This window comes from Micromonospora sp. WMMD1082, from assembly GCF_029626175.1.
Classification (GTDB): domain Bacteria; phylum Actinomycetota; class Actinomycetes; order Mycobacteriales; family Micromonosporaceae; genus Micromonospora.
This window is the reverse complement of the sequence record NZ_JARUBM010000002.1, coordinates 5,056,782-5,076,964: the sequence shown is the minus strand read 5'-3', so window position 1 is coordinate 5,076,964 and position 20,183 is coordinate 5,056,782. Positions and strand designations below refer to the sequence as shown.

Genomic DNA, 20,183 nt, shown 5'->3' with positions numbered 1-20,183 from the left:
CTCCCGAGGCGGGACACCATGGATACCGAGATCGCGCTCCGCGTGGACGGCGCCGACCACCGACTCACCGTCGACACCCGGACCACCCTGCTCGACGCGCTGCGCGAACGGCTCGGCAACACCAGCCCCAAGAAGGGCTGCGACCACGGCCAGTGCGGCGCCTGCACGGTGCTGCTCGACGGGCGGCGCGCCAACAGCTGCCTCGCGCTGGCGGTGGCCCACGACGGCGCCGAGATCGTCACCGCCGCCGGGCTCGCGGACGGCGACGGCCTGCACCCCGTGCAGCGCAGCTTCATCGCGCACGACGCCTTCCAGTGCGGCTACTGCACACCCGGCCAGATCGTCTCCGCCGTCGCCATGCTGGAGGAGGCGGCGACGGGCTGGCCGAGCGCGGTCACGTTCGCGCCGCCCGACGGTGGGCCGCGGACGGGACCGGTCGACCTGGCCGCCGACCCCGACGAGATCCGGGAACGGATGAGCGGCAACCTGTGCCGCTGCGCCGCGTACGCCAACATGGTGCCCGCGATCCAGGAGGTGGCCCGCTCATGAGGCCATTCCGCTACGAACGCGCCACCGATCCGTCCAGCGCGGTCGCCCTGCTGGCCCGCTCGCCGCAGGCCGCGTACCTCGGCGGCGGCACCAACCTGGTCGACCTGATGAAACTCGACGTGGCCCGTCCCGACCTGCTGGTCGACATCCGAGGGGTGACCTCCCGGGCGATCGAGGAACTGCCCGACGGCGGGGTACGCATCGGTGCCGGGGTGTCCAACAGCGACCTGGCCGCCGATCCGCTGATCCGGCTCCGCTATCCGGTGATCGCCCAGGCCGTGCTCGGCGGCGCCTCCACCCAGCTGCGCAACCTCGCCACCGTCGGCGGCAACCTGCTGCAACGCACCCGATGCCCCTACTTCCAGGACATCACCACGCCCTGCAACAAGCGCGAGCCCGGCACCGGCTGCTCGGCGATCGAGGGACACAACCGGGACCTGGCCATCCTCGGCGCCTCCACCGACTGCATCGCCACCCACCCGTCCGATCTGGCGGTCGCGCTGGCCGCGACGGACGCCACGGTGCGGACGATCGGCCCGGACGGTGGCCGGAGCATCCCCCTCACCGAACTGCACCGGCTACCCGGATCGGAGCCCCAGGCCGACAACGTGCTGGTCCACGGTGAGCTGATCACCGCCGTGGACCTGCCGCCGCTGGCCTTCGCCACCCGCTCCTACTACCGCAAGATCCGCGACCGGGCCTCGTACGCGTTCGCGCTGGTCTCGGTGGCCGCGGCGGTCGACCTGGCCGACGGGCGGGTCCGCGACGTGCGGATCGCCTTGGGCGGTGTGGCGCACAAGCCGTGGCGGGCGACCCGGGCCGAGGATCTGCTGCGCGGCGGGCCGGCCACCGAGGAGCGCCTGCGGCACGCCGCGGAGGCCGAGCTGGCCGACGCCCGACCGCAGTCGGACAACGCGTTCAAGATCCCGCTCGCCCGCAACGCCATCGTCCGCACCCTGCTCGACCTGGTCGACGCGACCTAGCTCTCCGGGTCCGGCCGGGTGGTCAGCCGCAGGTGACGCCGGACGCCCCCGGCCGCCCGGGTCTTGAGTCGGGACAGGACGGTGCCGTGGTCGCGGTCCGCCGTCCGCTGGGTGAGCGACTCGGCGTGACCCAGCATGCCGACGATCGTTTCGATGGCGGCCTGGAGCAGCTGCCCGTCGTCCAATTCGTCGGGGCCGATGCTCGGCCTCATGGTGGTCGGCCGCAGCTCGTCGAGATCGCCCACGATCCGGCACGGATAGTCCCGAAGCTCCTTGATCTGCTGCTCCGCGAGGTCGCGCACCCACTCGGCCCGGTCCAGGCCGACACCGAACCGCAACCCGTCAACGCGCCGCTTGAGCACCGCGTTGACCAGGTGACGGTGGACGACCCGCTGGTACGGCGTCCGGAGCGGGTAGCTGTCGCCCAGCGCCAGGTTGACGCGGCGCAGCAGTTCGATCTCGGCGGCACCGAGCGAGGGATTCGAGGTGGGCTCGGCCAGCTCGCACAGCCCGTCCGGGATGCCCATGATCCCGGCGAAGCGGTGCCACAGGAGATCGTGTGGGGCACCGGCCGGCGGCACCGTCACCAGGTATCGCCGCTCCGCCGGGACGAGACCACCCCAGCGGCGCAGCATGTGGGGTGCCGTGTGGTTGGTCCAGAAGGCATCGGCCCGGCCCTCTTCCACCGCGCGCAGGAAGCCCTCGAAGCGCCAACCGCTGCGGGCCCGGACGCTCTGCTGCCAGAACGACGGGAAGGTACGCCACAGATCACGCCCGGCCGCGATGACATGGATCTCGGCGGGCTCCAGGCTCAGCACCGCCCGGGCGGCCTGCGCGTCGGTCGCGGCGCCGAGCCCCTCGTTGCTGATGATCACGTCGCCGGGCCACCCGCGGGCCTCCGCGGCCAACCGGTCCCACGTCCAGTAGACCTCGGCGTCCCGCCAGGACGCCGCACGCAGGTCGGCCATCGCCTGGTCGTGCGCCACGGCGCTGCCCGGCAACAGGAAGCCGGCGTCGCGCAACGCGCTCCGATTCGTCCAGAGCACGTTCTGCACGTAGGTGCTACCCGTCTTCGGCGCACCGATGTGCAGATAGACGCGTCTGGCCATGCCGCCTCCCGCAAACCCTCACCTTGTCGACCCAGGTAGTCAACTTCGAGGTCCCAGGAGGACGCCAGGGAAACCCGGGGGAACGTGTGCGGGAACGTCAGGCGGCCAGGAGTTTGTCCAGGGTGATCGGAAGCTCGCGGACCCGTACGCCGGTGGCGTGGTGCACCGCGTTGGCTATCGCGGCGGCGGCACCGACGATGCCGATCTCACCGGCGCCCTTGATCCCGAGCGGGTTGAGCTGGCTGTCGGAGTCGGCGACCCAGTACGCCTCCACCGCCGGCACGTCGGCGTTGCTGCTGACGTGGTACGTGGCCAGGTCGTGGTTGGCCCACATGCCGTACCGCGCGTCGAACAGGCCCGCCTCGTGCAGCGCCATCGACAGGCCCATGGTCATCCCACCGATGAACTGGCTGCGCAGGGTGGTCGGGTTCACCACCCGGCCGACGGCGAAGACACCGAGCTGACGCCGCACCCGGACCTCGCCGGTCTCCCCGTCCACCCGCACCTCGGCGAACTGCGCCCCGTACGCGTACCTCGGCAGCGTGGCCTGCGCCGCCACCTCGTCGTCGATGCTCACCTCGACGGACAGCCCTCCGGCCGGCACGCTGCCGCGCAGCTTCGCGAGGCGGTCGCAGAGCCGCTCGCAGGCCCGGACCACCGCCCAGCTCCACGAGGCCAGGCCCGTCGACCCACCGGCCGGGTCGGCGGGCGGCAGGGCGGTGTCGCCCACCTCGATGCGCACCCGTTCGGGCGGCGCGCCGAGCGCGTCGGCGGCCACCTGCCACAGCGCCGTCCGCGCACCGGTGCCGATGTCGGCCGCGTTGATCCGTACCTCGTAGCTGCCGTCGGGTGACGCGGTGGCCGACGCGGTGGCCGGACGCACCCGGGCGGGGTAGCAGCAACCGGCCACTCCGGTGCCGAACAGCCACCGGCCCTCGCGTCGGGCCCGAGGGGTCGGATCCCGATCGGCCCAGCCGAACCGCCGGGCCCCGTCGTCGAGGCAGGCGGCCAGGTTGCGGCTGGTGAACGGATGTCCACTCTCCGGGTCGATCGCGGTGTCGTTGCGCAGCCGCAGTTCGACCGGGTCGACCTGGCAGGCCAACGCCAGCTCGTCCAGGGCGGACTCCAGCGCGAACGATCCCGGGGTGTGCCCCGGAGCCCGCATCCAGAACGGCGTGGGCACGTCCAGCCGGGCCAGCCGGTGGGTGGTGCGCCGGTTCGGGGCGGCGTACATGTTGCGGGTGTAGACCGCGGTCTGCTCGGCGAACTCGGTCACCGTCGAGGTCTGGCTGATCGCGTCGTGGGCGACGGCGGTGATCCGCCCGTCCCGGTCGGCGCCGAGCCGGACCCGCTGGATGGTCGGGGTGCGGTAGCCGACCGGTCCGAACGTCTGCTGGCGGGTCAGCGCCAGCCGGACCGGCCGGTCGACCACCCGGGCCGCCATCGCCGCGAGCACCGTCTGCACCTTCAGGTACAGCTTGCCGCCGAAGCCGCCGCCGACGTGCGGGTTGACCAGCCGGACGGCCTCCCGGGGCAGCTCGAACAGCCGGGCCAGGATCTCCTGTCCCGGTGAGGTGCCCTGGCTGGAGTCGTGCACCAGCAGCCGACCGTCCTGCCACTGTGCGGTCGCCGCGTGCGGCTCCAACGGACTGTTGAAGTAGGCCGGCGTCCGGTAGGTGAGGTCCAGCCGGACCTCGGCGGCGGTGAACCCCGCGTCGAAGTCGCCGGCGAGCACGTCCGTCGGGTAGCTCGGGTTGACGTGGCCGGGCTGGTACAGCCCGGGATCCTGCGCGGAGAACTCGGTGTGGTGCGGCTGCGGGGCGTAGTCGAACCGGACCAGCCCGGCCGCCTCCCGGGCCGCCTCCAGGGTCTCCGCCACCACGACCGCGATGGCCTGGCCCCGGAAGTGGACGGTCGGCTCCTGGAGGCGGAACAGCTCCGCGTCGACGCCGGCGGCGAGCCGGGGGGCGTTGCCGTGGTGCAGTACCGCCAGCACCCCGTCGACCGCCAGGGCGGCCTCCGCGTCAACCGCGGTGATCACGCCCCGGACGATCGTCGCCGGCACCAGCTGGGCGTACGCCACGCCCGCCGCCGGGTACTCCACCGCGTACCGCGCCGTGCCGGTCACCTTGTCGTGGCCCTCCAGCCGCGCGTACCGCTGCCCCACGGCCGCACTCATCGCCACGTCCCGTCGACCGGCGCCCACGCCTCACCACGCATAACGCTCACGATAGGTGTTATCGGATCATCACGGCGCCAATCACCGCAACTGCGCCCGATGGCTCATGCCGCGTCGGCGTAGCACTCCACGACGGACAGATCCAACGGGAAGCGGACCGGGGTGTCGCCGAAGAGCAGCGCAGTGGCCCGCCGCCCGGCCCGGTCGACCGCCTCGGCGACCCGCTCGGCCCACTCGGCCGGGCAGTGCACCAGCACCTCGTCGTGCTGGAAGAAGACCAGCTCCGCGCCGGTGCCGGCCAGCTCGCCCCGGAGCACCGCGAGCAGCGTCGAGGCCCATTCGGCGGCGGTGGCCTGGATGACGAAGTTGCGGGTGAACCGGCCCCGGGACCGGGCCGCCCGGGCTCGGGGCGACTGCGGATCACCGGCCGCGTCCGGGTCGGCCGCCCCGTCGTCACCGGCGCCGAACCCGGCCGTCCCGGGCGGGCAGGTCCGCCCCAGCCACGAGCGCACCAGCCCACCGGCCTCCCCGGTACGCGCCGCCGCCTCCACGTAGCCGAACGCCGTCGGATAGTTGCGCCGCAGCACCGCCAGGGCCGGCACCGCCTCCCCACCGGTCTGCCCGTACATGGCGCCGAGCAGGGCCAGCTTGGCCCGGCCCCGGTCGCCGCCGAACGCGTCCCGGGCCAGCGTCGCGTAGAGGTCACCGGTCGCGCCCGCGGCGGCGAGCCGGGCGTCGCCGGAGACCGCCGCCAGCACCCGGGGCTCCAACTGCCCGGCGTCGGCCACCACGAACCGCCAGCCCGGATCGGCCACCGCCGCCCGCCGGATCACCTTCGGGATCTGCAACGCACCACCACCCCGGGTGGCCCACCGCCCCGACACCACCCCGCCGGGGACGTACTCCGGCTGGAACCGGCCGTCCCGGACCCAGGCGTCCCGCCAGGCCCGCCCGTGGGCCGTCCAGATCCGGTAGAGCTCCTTGTACTCCAGGACCAGCGGCACCGCTGGATGATCGACCCCGCGCAGCACCCAGGCCCGCGTGTTCGGCAGCTCCACCCCGGCCCGGGCGAAGGCCCGCAGCAGCCCGGCCGGGCTGTCGGCGTGCACCTGCCGGACGCCGAACGCGTCGGCGATCCGCGCGGCCAGCTCGGCCAGCCGCCGCGGCGGCCCGCCCACCGGGGACGGCTCCCCCAGCAGCTCGGCCAGGACCGCGTCGTGCACATCGGCCCGCCACGGCAGACCCGCCGCCCCCATCTCCGCCGCGATCAACGCGCCGGCCGACTCGGCGGCCACCAGCAGCCGGAACCGCCCCGGCGCGTCGGTCGCCGCGACCCGGTCGAGCTGGTCGGCGTACACCCTGGTCAACGCCGTGATGCCCGGGCCCGGCGGGCCGGGCACGGCATCGAAGAGCGCGGCCTGCCCGGCGCCCGGCGGCGCGGCGGCGCGGGGCGGCGGATCGGCCGGCACCGGTGCCCCGCTCAGCCGCGCCCACGCCGCGGCCAGCCCGCGTGGCTCACCCCACCGACCGGCGTACCCGAGCAGCAACGTCTCGGTCAGCTCCACGTCGTGACACCGCTCGACCCGGACCCCGGCGCGCAGCAGCGCGGGGTAGAGCGTGGCGCCGGACGCCCAGACCCAGCGCGGCTGGTCGGCGCGCTCCCGGGCGGCCACCGCGGCGGCCAGGTCGGCCACCGGCTCCGGCGCGCCCAGCGGCGCGCCGGCCGGGTCGAGGGGTTGCAGCACTCCCCCGCCCCGGTCGTCGGAGACCACCGCCACCAGCACGGTCGTGATTCTGCCCGGCCCGTCCGACAACCCGGGCCACGGCTCGGGTCACAGCGTCGGTGGCCGAGCGTTCACCTACTTGCCGACGCCGGCGGTGAGGCCGGACTGCACCTGGCGCTGGAAGACGATGTAGACGACGAGCACGGGCAGCATCGCCATGGTCACCCCGGCGAAGAGGCCGGACCAGTCCGACCGGTAGCCCTGGTTGACCGACAACTCGATCAGGCCCTGCGAGATGACCTGGTTCTTCGGCTCCCCGGCCACCGACTGCATGAGCAGGGTCGGCAGGTACCACTGGTTCCACTGGCCGAGGACGTTGAAGATGCCGATGCTGATCAGGCCCGGCTTGGCCATCGGCAGCATCACGCTGAAGAAGAGCCGGCTGTGCGAGGCCCCGTCGACCATGCCCGCCTCGGCGATGGCGTTGGGCAGGGTACGGAAGAACGAGTGCATGAAGAAGACGGTGAACGACAGCGACCAGGCCACGTACACCAGGATCAGCATGAGGTGCTTGTTCGGGCCGAGGAACGGCAGCACCACGCCCATGTTGTAGACGCCCTTGAACAGCGGCACCGCGGCGAGGTAGATCGGCAGGGTCAGCCCGGACAGGAACGTGTAGTAGATCAGCCGGTTGCCCGGGAAGTCGTAGCGGGCGAGCACGTAGGCGGCCATCGACCCGAGCAGCATGGTGAGGAAGACGCTGCCGGTCAGCACCAGCACGGTGTTGAGGAAGAACGCGCCGATCTGCCCCTCGGTCCAGGCCCGGGCGAAGTTGTCCCACTGCAACCGCTCGGGGATCAACGACAGCGGCTTGCGGATGACCTCCGCGTCGGTCTTGAGCGCCGACATCACCACCCACAGCAGTGGGTAGACCACCATCACCGTCCAGACGGCGAGGAACAGGTGCGAGAAGCCGTTGAAGAACCGCGCCCCGGCGCCGCCACCGCCGACGCCCGCGCGCTCTGCCCTCGTACGGTCGGGAGGTGGGGCCTGGTCGGGGCCGGCCAGTCCACCCGGGGTGTGGGTTACCGTGCTCATCGTCCAGGTCTCCTCAGTACTCGATCCGCTCACGACGGGTGATCCTCAGTTGGAGCGCGGCCAGCAGGATCGTGAAGATCGCCAGGGCCACCGCGATCGCGCAGGCGTAGCCGAACTGGCCCTTCTGGAACGCGTTGAAGTGGATCACCGAGGCGAAGATCTCGCTGGCGTGGTTCGGCCCGCCCTGGCTCGGGGTCATGATGTAGACCAGCGCGAACATGTCCAGCGCGATGAAGCCCAGGTAGACCCAGGCCACCGAGACGGTGTCCCGCAGCAGCGGCAGCGTGATCCGGAAGAAGGTGTGGAAGCGGCCCGCGCCGTCGAGGATGGCCGCCTCGTAGATGTCCTTCGGGATGGACTGCATCGCCGCGGAGAACAGCACCATGTAGAAGCCGGCGCCGCTCCAGACCGCGATCAGCAGCAGCCACCACAGCACCGCCGGTACGCCGAGGAAGGGCTCCGGGTCGTACATGAAGGTGATCGGGTCGTTCTCGTCGACCAACCCGATCCTCATCAGCACGCCGTTGATCAGGCCCTGGCCGTCGGCGCGGTAGATCTGTTGCCACATCACCGCGATGACGACCAGGGAGAGCACCTGCGGGAAGAAGAAGATCACCTTGTAGAGGCCGGAGCCGAAGACGCCCCGGATGCCAGCCCTGTCCTCGCGTCCGCCCACGTTGAGCAGGAACGCGAGGAACAGGGCCAGCGCGATGGTGAACAGCGGCACGGTGACCAGGAAGAAGACGTTGTGCCAGAACGCCTTCCTGATCAGCTCGTCGGCGAACAGCCGGACGTAGTTGTCCAGCCCGACGAACTGTTGCCGATCCGAGTAGCCTCCCCAGTCGGTCAGGGAGTACCCGGCCGCCTGGAGGAAGGGCCACACCACGTAGAAGAGGTAGAGCCCGACCGGCAGCGCCAGGAAGCCGGTGGCGAAACGCCCAACACCGTGCCGCATTTCTCACTTCCTCGTTCGGTTGGGTCCGGGCGGTGTCACGCGTCGCGGGTCTGCTTGGTGATCGACGAGTCCTTGGCGACCTTGTCGGCGGCGGCCTGCATCTTGTCGACGAACTGCGCGGCGGTGAGCCGGCCGGCCATCAGCTCCTGCGAGAGGTTCTGGCTCTCCTTGTCCAGGTCGGCGTAGAAGTCCCAGAGCTTGACCGAGATCAGGTCCGAGCCGGCGTTCTTCATCAGCTCGTTGGCGGTGGCCAGCGCCGGGTCGTCCACGTTGTCGCCGGAGCCCTTGGTCGACGCCAGAGACTTGGTCAGCTCGGCGAACTTCGCCGAGCCGGCCTTGGAGAGCACCGCACGCAGGAACTCCTTCGCCGCCGCTTTGTTCGGGGCCTTGCTCGGCACCACGAAGCCCTCACCGGCACCGGCGTAGACGTCCTTCGGCGCCTTGTCGCTGGCGCCCAGGCCCCAGTAGTCGGAGAGCTTCAACTCGAAGCCCGGCGGGATGGTCGCCGCCATCTCGTTCTTCAGCCAGGTGCCGACCTGGATGAATGCCGCCTTGCCGTCGAGCCACGCCTGCTGCGACTGGGTGTGGTCGAGCTTGCCCGGCAGCACCAGCTTGTCCTTGACCAGCTTCTCCCACGCCTCCAGGGCGGGCAGGATGCCCTCGGCCCGCCAGGCGTTCTCCTTCAGGTTGTCGATGTCGACGATCGCCTGCTTGCCGGCCGACTTCCAGATGGTCGACTGGAGCGCCCAGCGCGGGTAGTAGCCGTGCACGGCGTCGTACACGTACGGGGCGATGCCCTTGGCCTTGATCTGCGGCGCGAGGGCGAAGAACTCGTCGAAGGTGGTCGGCGGGGTCCAGCCCTCGCGGTCGAACAGCGCGCCGTTGTACCAGTTGCCCCACACGGTGAAGGCGACGAAGACCACGTAGAACTTGCCCTGGAAGGTGCCGTCGGAGACGGTGCCCGGCAGCAGGGAGTCGGCGACGGTGCCCTCGCTGTCCCAGGCGGGCGCGGCGAGCAGGTCGTCCAGCGGCTCGATGGCGCCCTCGTTGATCAGCGTGCTCAGGTCCATCAGGTCGGCGCCCGAGTTCATGATGAGGTCGCTGGGCGTCGTCGCCATCTTGGGCTGTTCTTCGGTCTTGATCTTCTGGGTGGAGCTCATGTTGACGGTGACGTTCGGGTGCTTGGCGCTGAAGACCGCCTGGTCCTCCTTGGCCCAGGCGTCACCCAGACCACCGTTGAAGATGACCACCTTCACGGCGCTGCCGTCCTGCACGCCGAAGGGGTTGTCGTTGCTCTTCTCGCCGGCGTCGTCGTTGTTCTGGCTCGGGGTGCTGCCGGCGCAGGCGCTGAGCAGACCGGCGGCCGGGGTCACCAGGAGGCCCGCGGCCGCCGCGCGGCGCAGCAGGGTCCGGCGGTTGAGATCGGGGGAAACGGACATCGTCTGACTCTCCTTGTGGTGTCGGGTCAGGCGGTGCGCCGGAGACGCCCGGCGTACCGCGACTCGAGGGCGAGGTTGTGCTCGTCCCCACCGGGGACGTTGGCGGAGAGGTAGATAGGGGGCACCTCTCCGGCCTGGTGGAACCGTCGTACGACCTCAGCGGTCAGCAGCTGCGCCAGCAGCGCCGAGGTGACCGAGGAGACCGCACAGACCGCGCCGCCGCCCTCGAGCGGCAGCAGTGCGTCACCGTACGGCGCGCCGTTGTCCAGCACGACGTCGGCGAGATCGACGAGTCGCCGGCCGGACGGGTGGCGCGGGGCGACCCGTCCGGTGTGTTCGACCGAGGTGACCGCGATCAGCGGGTGACCGTGCCGGGTGGCCAGCAGGGCCAGTTCGACCACCGAGCCGTTGATGCCGGACTGGGACGCCACCACGAACACGTCCCTCGGCTGCGGTGCGGCGATCGCGTAGAGCTGGTGGGCGACGGCCGGGTCGCGCTCCAGCTTCGGGTCGGCGAGCACGTCGCGCGGGGCGTCGCCGTGCAGCACCAGGTCGTGCAGGGAGATCCGGTTGGTGGGGGCCAGCCCGCCGGCCCGGGCGACCAGGTCGGCGGCGAAGCCCTCCGAGTGCCCGGCACCGAACGCCTGTAGCACCCCGCCGTCGCGCAGGCTGGCCGCGATCAGGTCGGCGGCCCGGCCGAGCGCCTCGGCCTGCCGGTCGACGAGCCGGTCGAGGACCGGCCGGACGGCGTCCGCGTACGCCTGTGCACTGATCATGCGCTGGCTCCCCTCGCGGCCTTGTGCCCGTCGACGGCCTGGGCGGTACGCCGGAAGGCCGCGTGGGCGCGGTCGTGGGTGCGCTGGGCGACCGCGATGTACAGCAGATCGAGGACGACCAGTTGCGGGTGCCGGGCCGACAGCGCGTCCGGCCGGAACGTGGTGGCCTGGCTGGCGGTGAGCAGGACGATGTCGGCCAGTTCGGCCAGCGGCGAGCGGCGGAAACCGGTCAGCGCGATGGTGGTCGCGCCCCGGCTGCCCCCCTCGGCGAGCATCTCGATGGCCTCCCGGGTCTGCCCGCTGTGCGAGATGCCGAGCGCGACATCGCCCGGCCGCAGCAGCGCGGCGGCGGCCAGCCCGGAGTGCACGTCGTTCCAGGCCCACGCGGCCACCCCGATGCGGTGCAGGCTGAACTGCATCTCCTCGCCGACCAGGGCGCTGCCGCTGGCGCCGAAGATGTTCACCCGTTGCGCACCGGCGATGGCGACGGCGGCCCGCTCCACCTCGGCCAGGTCGAGCAGCGCGGCGGTGTCGTGCATGGCCCGGGTGTCGGCGGCGATGATCTGGTCCAGCACCCGTTCGAGCGGGTCGCCGGGCTGGATCTCGCGCCCGATGTCGACCGTCCAGCCGGCCGAGCGGGCCCGACCGGTCTCGGCGGCGATGCCCAGCCGCAGGTCGGCGTAGCCGTCGAAGCCCATCGCCCGGCAGAAGCGGGTGACCGTGGCCGGCGAGGTGCCGCTACGCTCGGCCAGTTCCACGATGGTGGCCCGCGCCGCCGCCTCCGGGTCGCTGAGCACGTGCTCGGCGACCCGGCGCAGCGCGCCGGTCAGTTCGGCGGCGCCGGTGCGCACCCGGGCCAGCGTCCCGTCGGAGGCGACGCCGAGAGCGCCCCGCCGGTCGACCCCATCGGCGTCGGCCACCGCGGTGCCCGCAGAGGTGTCCGCCTCGTGATCAACCATGGGACGCCTTTCCGAAAAGACTGTTAACTGTTAGTGGTAAAAGTTCTTACTGAAGGCACCTCTGTGTCAAGACCGTGGGCGAAGTTTTCAAACTGTTACCTGGCGCACAGAGGTGAACCGGGCCCCTCCCTTGCCCCGGGAGGCCGGCGCGACCAGCATGAACGCGTCCGGTCGAGGAGGGTGGGCGGCGATGTCCAGCACCGTCGTGGTCGGCCTCGACGTCGGGGGTACGTCCACCCGGGCCATCGCGGTGACGCTCGACGGCGAACGGCTCGGCGTGGGCCGGGCCGGCGGCGGCAACCCCACCAGCCACGGTGCCGCACGGGCCGCCGGGGAACTCCTCGCCGCCCTGCGACAGGCGCTCGCCGACGTCGACCCGGACCGGGTCCGGGCCGGGGCGATCGGGTTGGCCGGGGCGGGCCGGCTGCTCGCCGACCCGGCCGGTCGTACCGCCTTCGACGACGCGTGGCGGGCCGCCGGACTGCGCTGCCCGTACGCGGTGCACGGCGACGCCCTGGTCGCGTACGCCTCGGGCGCCGCCAGCCCGGCGGGCACCATCCTCGTCGCCGGCACCGGGGCGATCGCCGCGCGGGTGCACGAGCTGAGGCTGGACCGGATCGCCGACGGACACGGTTGGCTGCTCGGCGACATCGGCTCCGGCTTCTGGCTCGGCCACCAGGCGGTACGCCGGCTGCTCGCCGCCCTCGACACCGGCGGCGACCCGGACGACCTCGGTCGACGGGTCCTCACCCGGTTGACCGGCTCGACCGAGGTGGCGGCCCGTACCCGGGACACCGTCGACGCGCTCGTGCAGGCCGTCACCCGCCGCCCGCCGGTGGAGCTGGCCCGCCTCGCCCCGCTCGTGGTCGACGCCGCCGCAGCCGGTGACCCGGCGGGTGCCGCGCTGATCGGGCAGGCCGGCGCGCACCTGGCCGCCACGGTCAGCCGGATCCGCCCGGCCGGGGACACCACCCCGCTGGTGCTCGGCGGTGGGCTGCTGACCGGCGACACCCCGCTGGCCGACGCGGTCCGCGCCGAGGCCCGACGGCGCTGGCCGGACGCGCCGCTGCGCCTCGCCGGTGACGGGGCCGCCGCCGCGGCCTGGCTCGCCGCCCGCGACCTGCCCGAGGTGACCGACCCGACCGCCCTGCACGCACCCATCGTCCGCCCGCCCGCCTGACGCGTGCGGACCACTCCGGAGCCGCACGTCCAGGCTGATCGCGCCTTCGCCGACGGCACCGCCCCGGCTGGCATACCCTCGGACCCATGCGCCGCCTGGCCCGCCTCGCCGCCCGGACGCCGGCCGACCGGGAGCGCTACCTCGACCTGCTCCGGGCGCTGGCCATCGTGCTGGTCGTCCTCGGTCACTGGGCGATCGCCGCCGTCTCCTACGACGAGCACGGCCGACCCGACGGCCACTCGGCCCTGACCGCGATCCCCTGGGCCTACCCGTTGACCTGGGCGGTCCAGGTCATGCCCGTGTTCTTCCTGGTCGGCGGGTACGCCAACGCCGCCTCACTGGCCGCGCACCGCCGCCGGGGCGGCGACGCGGGCGGTTGGCTGCTGGGCCGCAGCGCCCGGCTGCTGCGCCCGACCAGCGCGCTGATCCTGGTGCTCGCCGGCGGGGCGCTGATCGCCCGGCTGGCCGGCGCCGAGCCGGCCCAGGTGCGCCCGGTCGTCTGGTTCGCCACCATCCCGCTGTGGTTCCTCGCCGCCTACCTCGCGGTGGTGCCGCTGACCCCGCTCATGTACGCGCTGCACCGCCGCTACGGGCTGCTGGTGCCGCTGGTGCTGGCGCTGCTGGTGGCCGCCGGTGACCTGGGCCGCGCGCTCGGACCGGCCGCGCTGGCCCTGCCCAGCTACCTGCTCGGCTGGCTGGCCGTCCACCAGATCGGCTTCGCCTGGTTCGACGCTCGCCGGGGACACTGCCGTCCCCTCGACGCCATCCCGCCGGCCGTCACCACGGAAGATCGCACCACGGAGGGGCGCGGCACGGAGGATCGCGCGGGCCGGCGGCTCGGGGTCCGGAGCCGGTGCCTGCCGATGTCACCCCGGGCAGCGGCTGCCATGCTGGTCGGCGGGCTCGTGGTGGCGGTGCTGCTCACCGGCCCGGGCCCCTACCCGGTCAGCATGATCAACCTTCCCGGTCAACGGCTGGCCAACGCCGCCCCGCCCAGCGTGGCGCTGCTCGCGGTCGCCACCGCCCAGCTCGGGCTGATCCTGCTGCTGCGGGAGCGGGCGGAACGCTGGTTGCACCGCAGCCGCCCATGGCAGGCGGTGATCGCCGTCAACTCGGTCGTGCTGACCGTGTTCCTGTGGCACCTGAGCGCGACGGTGCTGCTGGTCGGCGCGCTGCACGGGCTCGGCGTGCTGCCCACCCCGGCGGCCGGCTCGGCGGCCTGGCTGGCCTGGCGCCTGCCCTGGGTGCTGATGCTGGCCGTGGTGCTGGCCGTCCTGGTCGCGATCTTCGGCCCGATCGAGGCCCGCACCGGCCGCTCCACCACGAGCCAACCGCCCGGCCGGTGGGCGGTTGCCCGCACCCTGCTCACCGTGGCCGGCTTCGCCGCCGTCGTGTACGCGCTCGCGGCCAACGGCGCGGCCGCGAAGACCGCACCGGAGCCGCTCGGAGTGCCCGTGGTCGCGCTGGTGGCCTACCTGGCCGGCGCGGGCACGCTGCGCCTGCTCAGGTCCGGCTGGGAAGGCCGAGGGTGACCTCGATCGTTTGCGCGTCAGTGACCCGACACGCCGGCGGGCCAGACACTGTCCGTCAAACGATCACGAGCCCGGAGCAGGGTCAGGCGGGGGCGGTGGCGCGGACGGCCTCGGCGAAGACCTCGGAGCGGTGTTCGAAGTTGCGGAACCGGCCGTAGCTCGGCGCGGCCGGCGAGAGCAGCACCACCCCGCCCGCCGGGGTGACCTGCCGGGCCAGTTGCACCGCGCCGGCGAGGTCCTCGACCAGTTCGGTGCGCACCTTTGGCAGACCGTCGAGCGCCTCGACGATCCGGGGGCCGCTGTCCGGGATGCCGATCACGGTCAGCTCCCGCTCGGCCAGGTGCTCGCGCAACGGGGTGTAGTCGACGCCCCGGTCGTTACCGCCGACGATCACGGTCAACGGCCGCCCGTCGTACGCGTCGATGGCGTGGATGGCCGCGTACGGGCTGGTCGCCAGGGTGTCGTCGACGAAGGTCAGGCCGGACGGGTCGGCGATCTCGGTCAGCCGGTGGGCCAGCCCCTGGAACTCGGCGACCGCCACGGCCAGGGCGTCCTTGCGGTCGAGCAGGTCCACGCCGATCGCGCCGAGCACGGCCAGGGCCACGCAGAGGTTGCCCTCGTTGTGCCGACCCACCAGCGGCAGCACCGCCCGCGGGAAGAGCGGCTGGTCGACCAGGTGGAACCAGGCCGTACCGTCCGGGCCGGCGGCGACGTTCACCGAGTCGGCGGTGCCGGCGCGGACCGCCGCGCGATCACCCAGCTCGAACGCCAGCCGCGGGTCCGCGCCGTTGACCACCACGGTACGCGGGCCGTATGCGAGCAGGTTGAGCTTGTCGCGGTAGTACTCCCGTTCGCCGCCGTGCGCGTCGAGATGCTCGGGGAAGAGCGCGGTGACCACGGCCACCCGGGGCGAGTCGGCCAGGTCGCTGCACTGGTAGCTGGACAGCTCCAGCACGTACAGCTCCGCCTCCGGCAGGTCCAGCGTCGGCACGCCGATGTTGCCGCCGAAGACGTTCGGCCGGCCCACCGCGGTCAGCAGGTGGCTGATCAGGCTCGACGTGGTGCTCTTGCCCTTGCTGCCGGTCACCCCGATGGTGCGCTCGCCGTGGTCGGCCATCCACAGCGACGTGCCCTGGGTGACCGTCACGCCCCGCCGGCGCAACTCCACCAACCACGGGTGGGTCTGCGGCACGCCCGGCGAGCGGATCACCACGTCGGCACCGGTCAACCGGGCGAACCCCGCCTCGCCGGTGACCAGCGGGGCGGCCTCCGCCAGCGGCCCGTCCCAGGGCAGCGAGAGGAAGTTGGCGCTGTCGTCGACGGCGACCAGGTCGGCCGGGCCGTGGGCGGCGATCGCGGTCACCGCGGCCCGGCCCTCCCGGCCGGCCCCCCAGACGGCGATTCGACGTCCGCGCAGGTCAGACAGACGCACAGGTTCTCCTCGGGTGCGGCGGTGGCATGGGCACGGCACGGTCCGGCGGAGCCGGGCACGGCCGGACGAACCAGGGCCTAGTATGGCGTGTGCTCAACTCGCAGCTGGCGCGGATGGAAGCCTTCACCTTCCCGTCCTACTCGATCGACCTCTCCACCGGGGAGGTGTTGTTCGACTACGCCCTGACCGGGCCCGACGGCGAGCAGCGGTTCACCGAGGTGATCACGTTGCCGGTGCCGGAGGAGTCGCCGTCGGACGCCGCCGTGGCGGCCCTGGGCCGCGTGCTGGAGCTGCTGCACGTGGTCGCCGGGGTCAGCTACTACAAGACCGCCGCGCCGGGCCGGCTGCTGCTGCCGGCGCCGCTGGGCCCGGCCTCCGTCGAGTACGTCACGGCCGTCTACACCAAGGGCCTCGCCGAGTACGCGTACCGCAACCAGCTGCCGTACGTGCTGGAGTTGACGCCGGTGATCCCGGACGGCCGGGTGAAACCCGCCGCCGAGTACGACAACTCCGACCGGCGCCCGCTGTCGGCGGTGGGCGGCGGCAAGGATTCGATCGTCAGCCTGGAGGCGCTGCGCCGGGCCGGCCTCGACCCGGTGCCCTTCTCGGTCAACCCGAACCACGTGATCAACTCGGTGAACGAGGCGTCCGGGCTCGCCCCGCTCGCGGCCCGGCGGCGCATCGACCCGGTGCTGTTCGACCTGAACGCGGCCGGTGCCCGCAACGGTCACATCCCGGTCACCGCGATCAACTCGCTGATCGCGGTCGCCACGGCGGTGCTGCACGGGCTGGGCCCGGTGGTGATGTCCAACGAGCGTTCGGCATCGGATCCGAATCTGATCTGGAACGGTCACGAGATCAACCACCAGTGGTCCAAGGGTGTGGAGGCGGAGGGGCTGCTGCGGGCGGCCCTCGCCGAGCACGCCGGGCTCGCCGAACCGTACTTCTCCCTGCTGCGCCCGCTGTCGGAGCTGCACATCGCCCGGCTCTTCGCCGGCATCGACCGCTACGACGACGTGGTGACCAGCTGCAACGCGGCGTTCAAGCTCCGTGACGCCAGCAAGCGCTGGTGCCGCGACTGCCCCAAGTGCCGGTTCGTCTTCCTGGCGCTGGCCCCCTTCATGCCCCGCGAACGGATCACCCACATCTTCGGCGGGGACCTGCTCGCCGACGAGGCGCAGCTCCCGGGCTACCGGGAGCTGCTCGGCATCGACGGGCACAAGCCGTTCGAGTGCGTCGGCGAGGTGGAGGAGTCGGTGGTGGCGCTGAGCCTGCTCGCCCAGCAGCCCGACTGGCGCGACACCCCGGTGGTCCGCGCCCTGGTCGCCGCGCTCCCCGACACCGCCTGGGCGACGGCCGCCACCTCCGACACCTTCACCCCCGCCGCCGCCCCCCACTACATCCCCCCCACCTACACCAAAACCCTCCACACCCTCACCCCCTGACCCCCCGCCCTCCCCCACCCCCGCCCTCCGCTGCCGCGATCTTGCACTTTCTGCCTCGACACTTGGTGCAAACGTCACGTATCGGCGACCGAAAGTGCAAGATCGCCGGGGTCTGGGTGGGGAGGGTGCGGGCGGGGGTTAGGGGGTGCGGATGGCGTCTAGGGCCAGGAGGGCTACGTGGAGGGAGAGGCAGGCGTCGACGGAGTCGAGGTCGACGTCCAGGATCCGGCCGATGCGGGCCAGCCGCTCGTAGAACGCCGGCCGGGACAGGTGTGCCGCGGCAGCCGCCGCCGACTTGTTCCGGCCCTGTTCTAGGTACGCCCGCAGGGTGTCGAGCAGGCGCTCCCGGGGGTGCTGCGCCTCGTGGGCCAGTAACGCGCCGAGCTGCCGCTCGACGAAGGTCTGCACCCGGGGCTCGTCGCGCAGCAGGTGCAGCAGCCCGGCCAGCCCCACATGCGGCAGCCGGAAGATCGGCAGATCGCGGCGGTCCCGACGGGCCGCGTCGGCGACCTGGCGGGCCTCGATCAGCGAGCGGCGCGCCTCCCGCAGGCTGCCCACGCCGGATCCTGCCGCGACGAGCAGCCCGGCGCCGCCGGACGGTCGGGCGGCAGCCCGGCGCAGAGCGGCGGCGAAGGCGGACAGCGCCCGATCCTCCGCCGCCGCCTCGGGCAGGGCGAGCAGGGCGCCGACCGCCTGGTCGTCCAGGGCGCTGGTGAGCCCGGTCAGGTTCGCCTCGCGGAGCGCCTGGCCGACGGCCTCGGCGAGGTCCCGCAGCCGGGCGGGTCCGGTGTCCGCGCCGCCGTCGGGCACCTCACCAGCGTGCGCCTCCTCCCCGAGGGGGCCGGTTTCCGCCGCCGGGTCGTCGGCGCGGTAGCGGACCACCACGCCGACGAGGTGCCGGCGCTCCAGCGGCACCCCGAGCGCCCGGGCCCGCAGCGCGACCTCGTCGACCGGACGGGAGTGGTCGAGCAGGGCGGTGAGCAGGGTCCGGTGGATCTGCCGCTCCAACCCTTCGGCGTCGCGCCGGATCAGCCGACCGAGGGCCAGCGTGGACGCCGCCCGCTCGACGAGGATTCTCAGCCGGGTGGGCGGCTCGCCGGGAGCGGCGTCGGCCCGCGTGGGCACGCGACGTCCACCGGCCAGGTCACCCCCGGCGGGCCAGCGCAGCAGCAACCGCCCCCAGTCCTGCCCTCGGGCGCCCACCGTGGTGACCAGCCAGCCGTTGGCCCCGTCGTACGCCGTGCGCCCGGCCGGTCGGACCCGCCGCGAGTGCTGCTCCCAGCCGTCCAGCAGCAGTTCGGCGTTCTCCCCCGCCGGGTCGTACGCGAGCACCTGGCGAGACAGGTTCTCCAGCACCACCGGGCAGCCGGACAGCTCGGCCGCCTGCCGGACCACCTCTCCCGGGGCGGCGCCCTCCACCGACAGCTCGGTGAACCGCTGGTGGATCTCCTCGGTGGAGCGCAGCTCGGTGAGCTGGGCGTCCACGATCAGGGCGTGCACCGCCTCGGTGATCCGGACGAACGGGGTGGCGCGGCGCAGCTCCACCAGCGGCAGGCCGTGACGCTCGGCAGCGGCGACCATCACCCGGGGTACGCCGTCGACGTAGCGGCGGCCCAGCTCGACCACCAGGCCGGAGACGCCGACGCCCGCGAGGTCGCCGATGAAGGCCCGCAGCCCGGCGTCCTCGGCCGGCAGCCCGATGCCCGTGGTGAGCACCAGCTCACCACCGCCGAGCTGGGTGGCGATGTCCGGTACCTCGGCGAGGTGGACCCAACGCACCCGACGGTCCAGCCCGGCCGCCCCGGCGAGCAGGCGCGGGGCGCCGTGGCGGACCGGGTCCAACGCGAGGACCTCACGGACGGTAGGGAACACGGCCGACACGCTACCCTCCGTGACCTGCGAGGCTCGACGGTCCCTCAGTGCGGGTCGTCGCGGCCCAGTTCCCAGCAGGCGACCGCGGTCGCGGCGGCGACGTTGAGCGAGTCGACGCCGCGCCGCATCGGGATCACCACGCGTACGTCGCTGGCCGCCATCGCGGCGCTCGTCAGCCCGGCGCCCTCGGCACCGAGCAGCAGCGCGGCCCGGGCCCGCTGGGCCGGATCCAGCCGCTGGATGGGCACCGCGTCCGGTGCCGGGGTCATCGCCAGGACGGTGAAGCCGGCGGCCCGCACGTCGGCCAGCGCCGCCGGCCACGGCTCCAGTTTCGCGTACGGCACGGCGAAGACCTCGCCCATGCTGACCCGTACGCTACGCCGGTAGAGGGGATCCGCGCAGGTGGGCGAGAGCAGCACGGCGTCCACACCCAGCCCCGCCACCGCCCTGAAAATAGCGCCCAGATTCGTGTGGTTATTAACGTCCTCCAGGATCACCACCCGACCCGCGCCGGCCAGCACCTCCGCGGCGGCCGGCAGCGGCGTGCGCCGAAACGAGGCGAGCACGCCCCGGTGCACGTGGAAGCCGGTGGCTGCCCGCAGCACGTCCTGCGTCGCGGCGTACACCGGGGCGTCGCCGGTGTCGAGGTCGGCCAGCTGGTCGACCCGCTTGGCGTCGACCAGGTACGACCGGGCCGGGTAGCCGGCCCGCAACGCCCGGCGCAGCACCAGCTCCCCCTCGGCGATGAACAGGCCGTGCGGCGGCTCCCAGCGGGTCCGCAGCTCGACATCGGTCAACGCACGGTAGTCGGCGATCCGCTCGTCGCCGGGATCGGTGATCAGGTGGACGGGCACCCACCGATTCTGCCGGACCCGCGAGGCCGAGCTGCACCGGCAGCGACCCAGTGGGTTGTGCAGCACCTGGCGACCGGCGCCGACGGTCCGCCATCGG

Annotated in this window: 16 protein-coding genes; 5 read left to right on the top strand and 11 right to left on the bottom strand. The window is 73.0% G+C overall.

Annotated features, from left to right (window positions below):
• Nucleotides 1-18 precede the first annotated feature (18 nt).
• Both O7615_RS23400 and O7615_RS23395 read left to right on the top strand, forming a co-directional pair.
• A complete protein-coding gene (locus tag O7615_RS23400; RefSeq protein ID WP_278179937.1) occupies nt 19-549 on the top strand; it encodes a 2Fe-2S iron-sulfur cluster-binding protein in 531 nt (176 codons plus the stop codon).
• The gene (locus O7615_RS23395; protein ID WP_278179936.1) at nt 546-1,532 is read left to right on the top strand and encodes a xanthine dehydrogenase family protein subunit M; all 987 of its coding nucleotides are present in this window, start codon (nt 546-548) and stop codon (nt 1,530-1,532) included. Before O7615_RS23400 ends, O7615_RS23395 begins: the two co-directional genes overlap by 4 nt.
• On the opposite strand, the gene O7615_RS23390 is transcribed toward O7615_RS23395, so the two are convergent.
• The 8 genes from O7615_RS23390 to O7615_RS23355 form a co-directional block, all read right to left on the bottom strand.
• On the bottom strand, nt 1,529-2,641 hold the full coding sequence (locus O7615_RS23390) for a hypothetical protein (protein WP_278179935.1): 1,113 nt from the start codon (nt 2,639-2,641) through the stop codon (nt 1,529-1,531). The two genes, O7615_RS23395 and O7615_RS23390, sit on opposite strands and share 4 nt — an antisense overlap.
• 97 nt (nt 2,642-2,738) lie before the next feature.
• On the bottom strand, nt 2,739-4,820 hold the full coding sequence (locus O7615_RS23385) for a xanthine dehydrogenase family protein molybdopterin-binding subunit (protein ID WP_278179934.1): 2,082 nt from the start codon (nt 4,818-4,820) through the stop codon (nt 2,739-2,741).
• 104 nt (nt 4,821-4,924) lie between these two features.
• Nucleotides 4,925-6,604 carry a bifunctional 3'-5' exonuclease/DNA polymerase gene (locus tag O7615_RS23380; protein ID WP_278179933.1) on the bottom strand — a complete coding sequence of 560 codons (1,680 nt, stop codon included), beginning with the start codon at nt 6,602-6,604 and terminating at the stop codon, nt 4,925-4,927.
• A gap of 75 nt (nt 6,605-6,679) precedes the next feature.
• Nucleotides 6,680-7,642 carry a carbohydrate ABC transporter permease gene (locus O7615_RS23375; protein WP_278179932.1) on the bottom strand — a complete coding sequence of 321 codons (963 nt, stop codon included), beginning with the start codon at nt 7,640-7,642 and terminating at the stop codon, nt 6,680-6,682.
• Nucleotides 7,643-7,655: 13 nt separating this feature from the next.
• Complete coding sequence (locus O7615_RS23370; RefSeq protein WP_278179931.1) at nt 7,656-8,597, bottom strand: sugar ABC transporter permease; 942 nt, start codon at nt 8,595-8,597, stop codon at nt 7,656-7,658.
• Nucleotides 8,598-8,632: 35 nt separating this feature from the next.
• On the bottom strand, nt 8,633-10,036 hold the full coding sequence (gene ngcE, locus O7615_RS23365) for an N-acetylglucosamine/diacetylchitobiose ABC transporter substrate-binding protein (RefSeq protein ID WP_278179930.1): 1,404 nt from the start codon (nt 10,034-10,036) through the stop codon (nt 8,633-8,635).
• 26 nt (nt 10,037-10,062) lie between these two features.
• Nucleotides 10,063-10,812 (bottom strand): SIS domain-containing protein, encoded by a 750-nt coding sequence (locus tag O7615_RS23360; RefSeq protein WP_278179929.1) that lies wholly within the window; start codon nt 10,810-10,812, stop codon nt 10,063-10,065.
• Entirely contained in the window at nt 10,809-11,771 is a 963-nt protein-coding gene (locus tag O7615_RS23355; RefSeq protein WP_278179928.1) for a MurR/RpiR family transcriptional regulator, read from the bottom strand. Before O7615_RS23355 ends, O7615_RS23360 begins: the two co-directional genes overlap by 4 nt.
• Nucleotides 11,772-11,961: 190 nt before the next feature.
• On the opposite strand from O7615_RS23355, the gene O7615_RS23350 reads away from it, so the two are divergent.
• Complete coding sequence (locus O7615_RS23350) at nt 11,962-12,951, top strand: BadF/BadG/BcrA/BcrD ATPase family protein (RefSeq protein ID WP_278179927.1); 990 nt, start codon at nt 11,962-11,964, stop codon at nt 12,949-12,951.
• Between the two features lie 86 nt (nt 12,952-13,037).
• Nucleotides 13,038-14,483 carry an acyltransferase gene (locus tag O7615_RS23345; RefSeq protein ID WP_278179926.1) on the top strand — a complete coding sequence of 482 codons (1,446 nt, stop codon included), beginning with the start codon at nt 13,038-13,040 and terminating at the stop codon, nt 14,481-14,483.
• An 82-nt stretch (nt 14,484-14,565) separates the two neighbouring features.
• Here the strand turns inward: O7615_RS23345 and murD are convergent, their stop codons facing one another.
• Nucleotides 14,566-15,915, bottom strand: coding sequence for a UDP-N-acetylmuramoyl-L-alanine--D-glutamate ligase (gene murD, locus O7615_RS23340; protein ID WP_278179925.1), 1,350 nt, complete (start codon nt 15,913-15,915; stop codon nt 14,566-14,568).
• 89 nt (nt 15,916-16,004) lie between these two features.
• Here murD and O7615_RS23335 point away from each other — a divergent pair, with 89 nt between their 5' ends.
• Nucleotides 16,005-17,360: a hypothetical protein gene (locus O7615_RS23335; protein WP_278182206.1), complete on the top strand. Its 1,356-nt coding sequence runs from the start codon at nt 16,005-16,007 to the stop codon at nt 17,358-17,360.
• 138 nt (nt 17,361-17,498) lie between these two features.
• Here the strand turns inward: O7615_RS23335 and O7615_RS23330 are convergent, their stop codons facing one another.
• Both O7615_RS23330 and O7615_RS23325 read right to left on the bottom strand, forming a co-directional pair.
• Entirely contained in the window at nt 17,499-19,241 is a 1,743-nt protein-coding gene (locus tag O7615_RS23330; RefSeq protein ID WP_278179924.1) for a PucR family transcriptional regulator, read from the bottom strand.
• 35 nt (nt 19,242-19,276) lie between these two features.
• The gene (locus O7615_RS23325; protein WP_278182205.1) at nt 19,277-20,152 is read right to left on the bottom strand and encodes an RNA methyltransferase; all 876 of its coding nucleotides are present in this window, start codon (nt 20,150-20,152) and stop codon (nt 19,277-19,279) included.
• Nucleotides 20,153-20,183: the final 31 nt, after the last annotated feature.

What these genes read in the sequence shown, in the direction of transcription:
- O7615_RS23360 (WP_278179929.1), bottom strand. Translation starts at nt 10,812, where the DNA reads ATGATCAGTGCACAGGCGTACGCGGACGCCGTCCGGCCGGTCCTCGAC.
- O7615_RS23350 (WP_278179927.1), top strand. Translation starts at nt 11,962, where the DNA reads ATGTCCAGCACCGTCGTGGTCGGCCTCGACGTCGGGGGTACGTCCACC.
- O7615_RS23400 (WP_278179937.1), top strand. Translation starts at nt 19, where the DNA reads ATGGATACCGAGATCGCGCTCCGCGTGGACGGCGCCGACCACCGACTC.
- O7615_RS23390 (WP_278179935.1), bottom strand. Translation starts at nt 2,641, where the DNA reads ATGGCCAGACGCGTCTATCTGCACATCGGTGCGCCGAAGACGGGTAGC.
- O7615_RS23370 (WP_278179931.1), bottom strand. Translation starts at nt 8,597, where the DNA reads ATGCGGCACGGTGTTGGGCGTTTCGCCACCGGCTTCCTGGCGCTGCCG.
- O7615_RS23385 (WP_278179934.1), bottom strand. Translation starts at nt 4,820, where the DNA reads ATGAGTGCGGCCGTGGGGCAGCGGTACGCGCGGCTGGAGGGCCACGAC.
- O7615_RS23345 (WP_278179926.1), top strand. Translation starts at nt 13,038, where the DNA reads ATGCGCCGCCTGGCCCGCCTCGCCGCCCGGACGCCGGCCGACCGGGAG.
- O7615_RS23375 (WP_278179932.1), bottom strand. Translation starts at nt 7,642, where the DNA reads ATGAGCACGGTAACCCACACCCCGGGTGGACTGGCCGGCCCCGACCAG.
- ngcE (WP_278179930.1), bottom strand. Translation starts at nt 10,036, where the DNA reads ATGTCCGTTTCCCCCGATCTCAACCGCCGGACCCTGCTGCGCCGCGCG.
- O7615_RS23395 (WP_278179936.1), top strand. Translation starts at nt 546, where the DNA reads ATGAGGCCATTCCGCTACGAACGCGCCACCGATCCGTCCAGCGCGGTC.
- O7615_RS23355 (WP_278179928.1), bottom strand. Translation starts at nt 11,771, where the DNA reads ATGGTTGATCACGAGGCGGACACCTCTGCGGGCACCGCGGTGGCCGAC.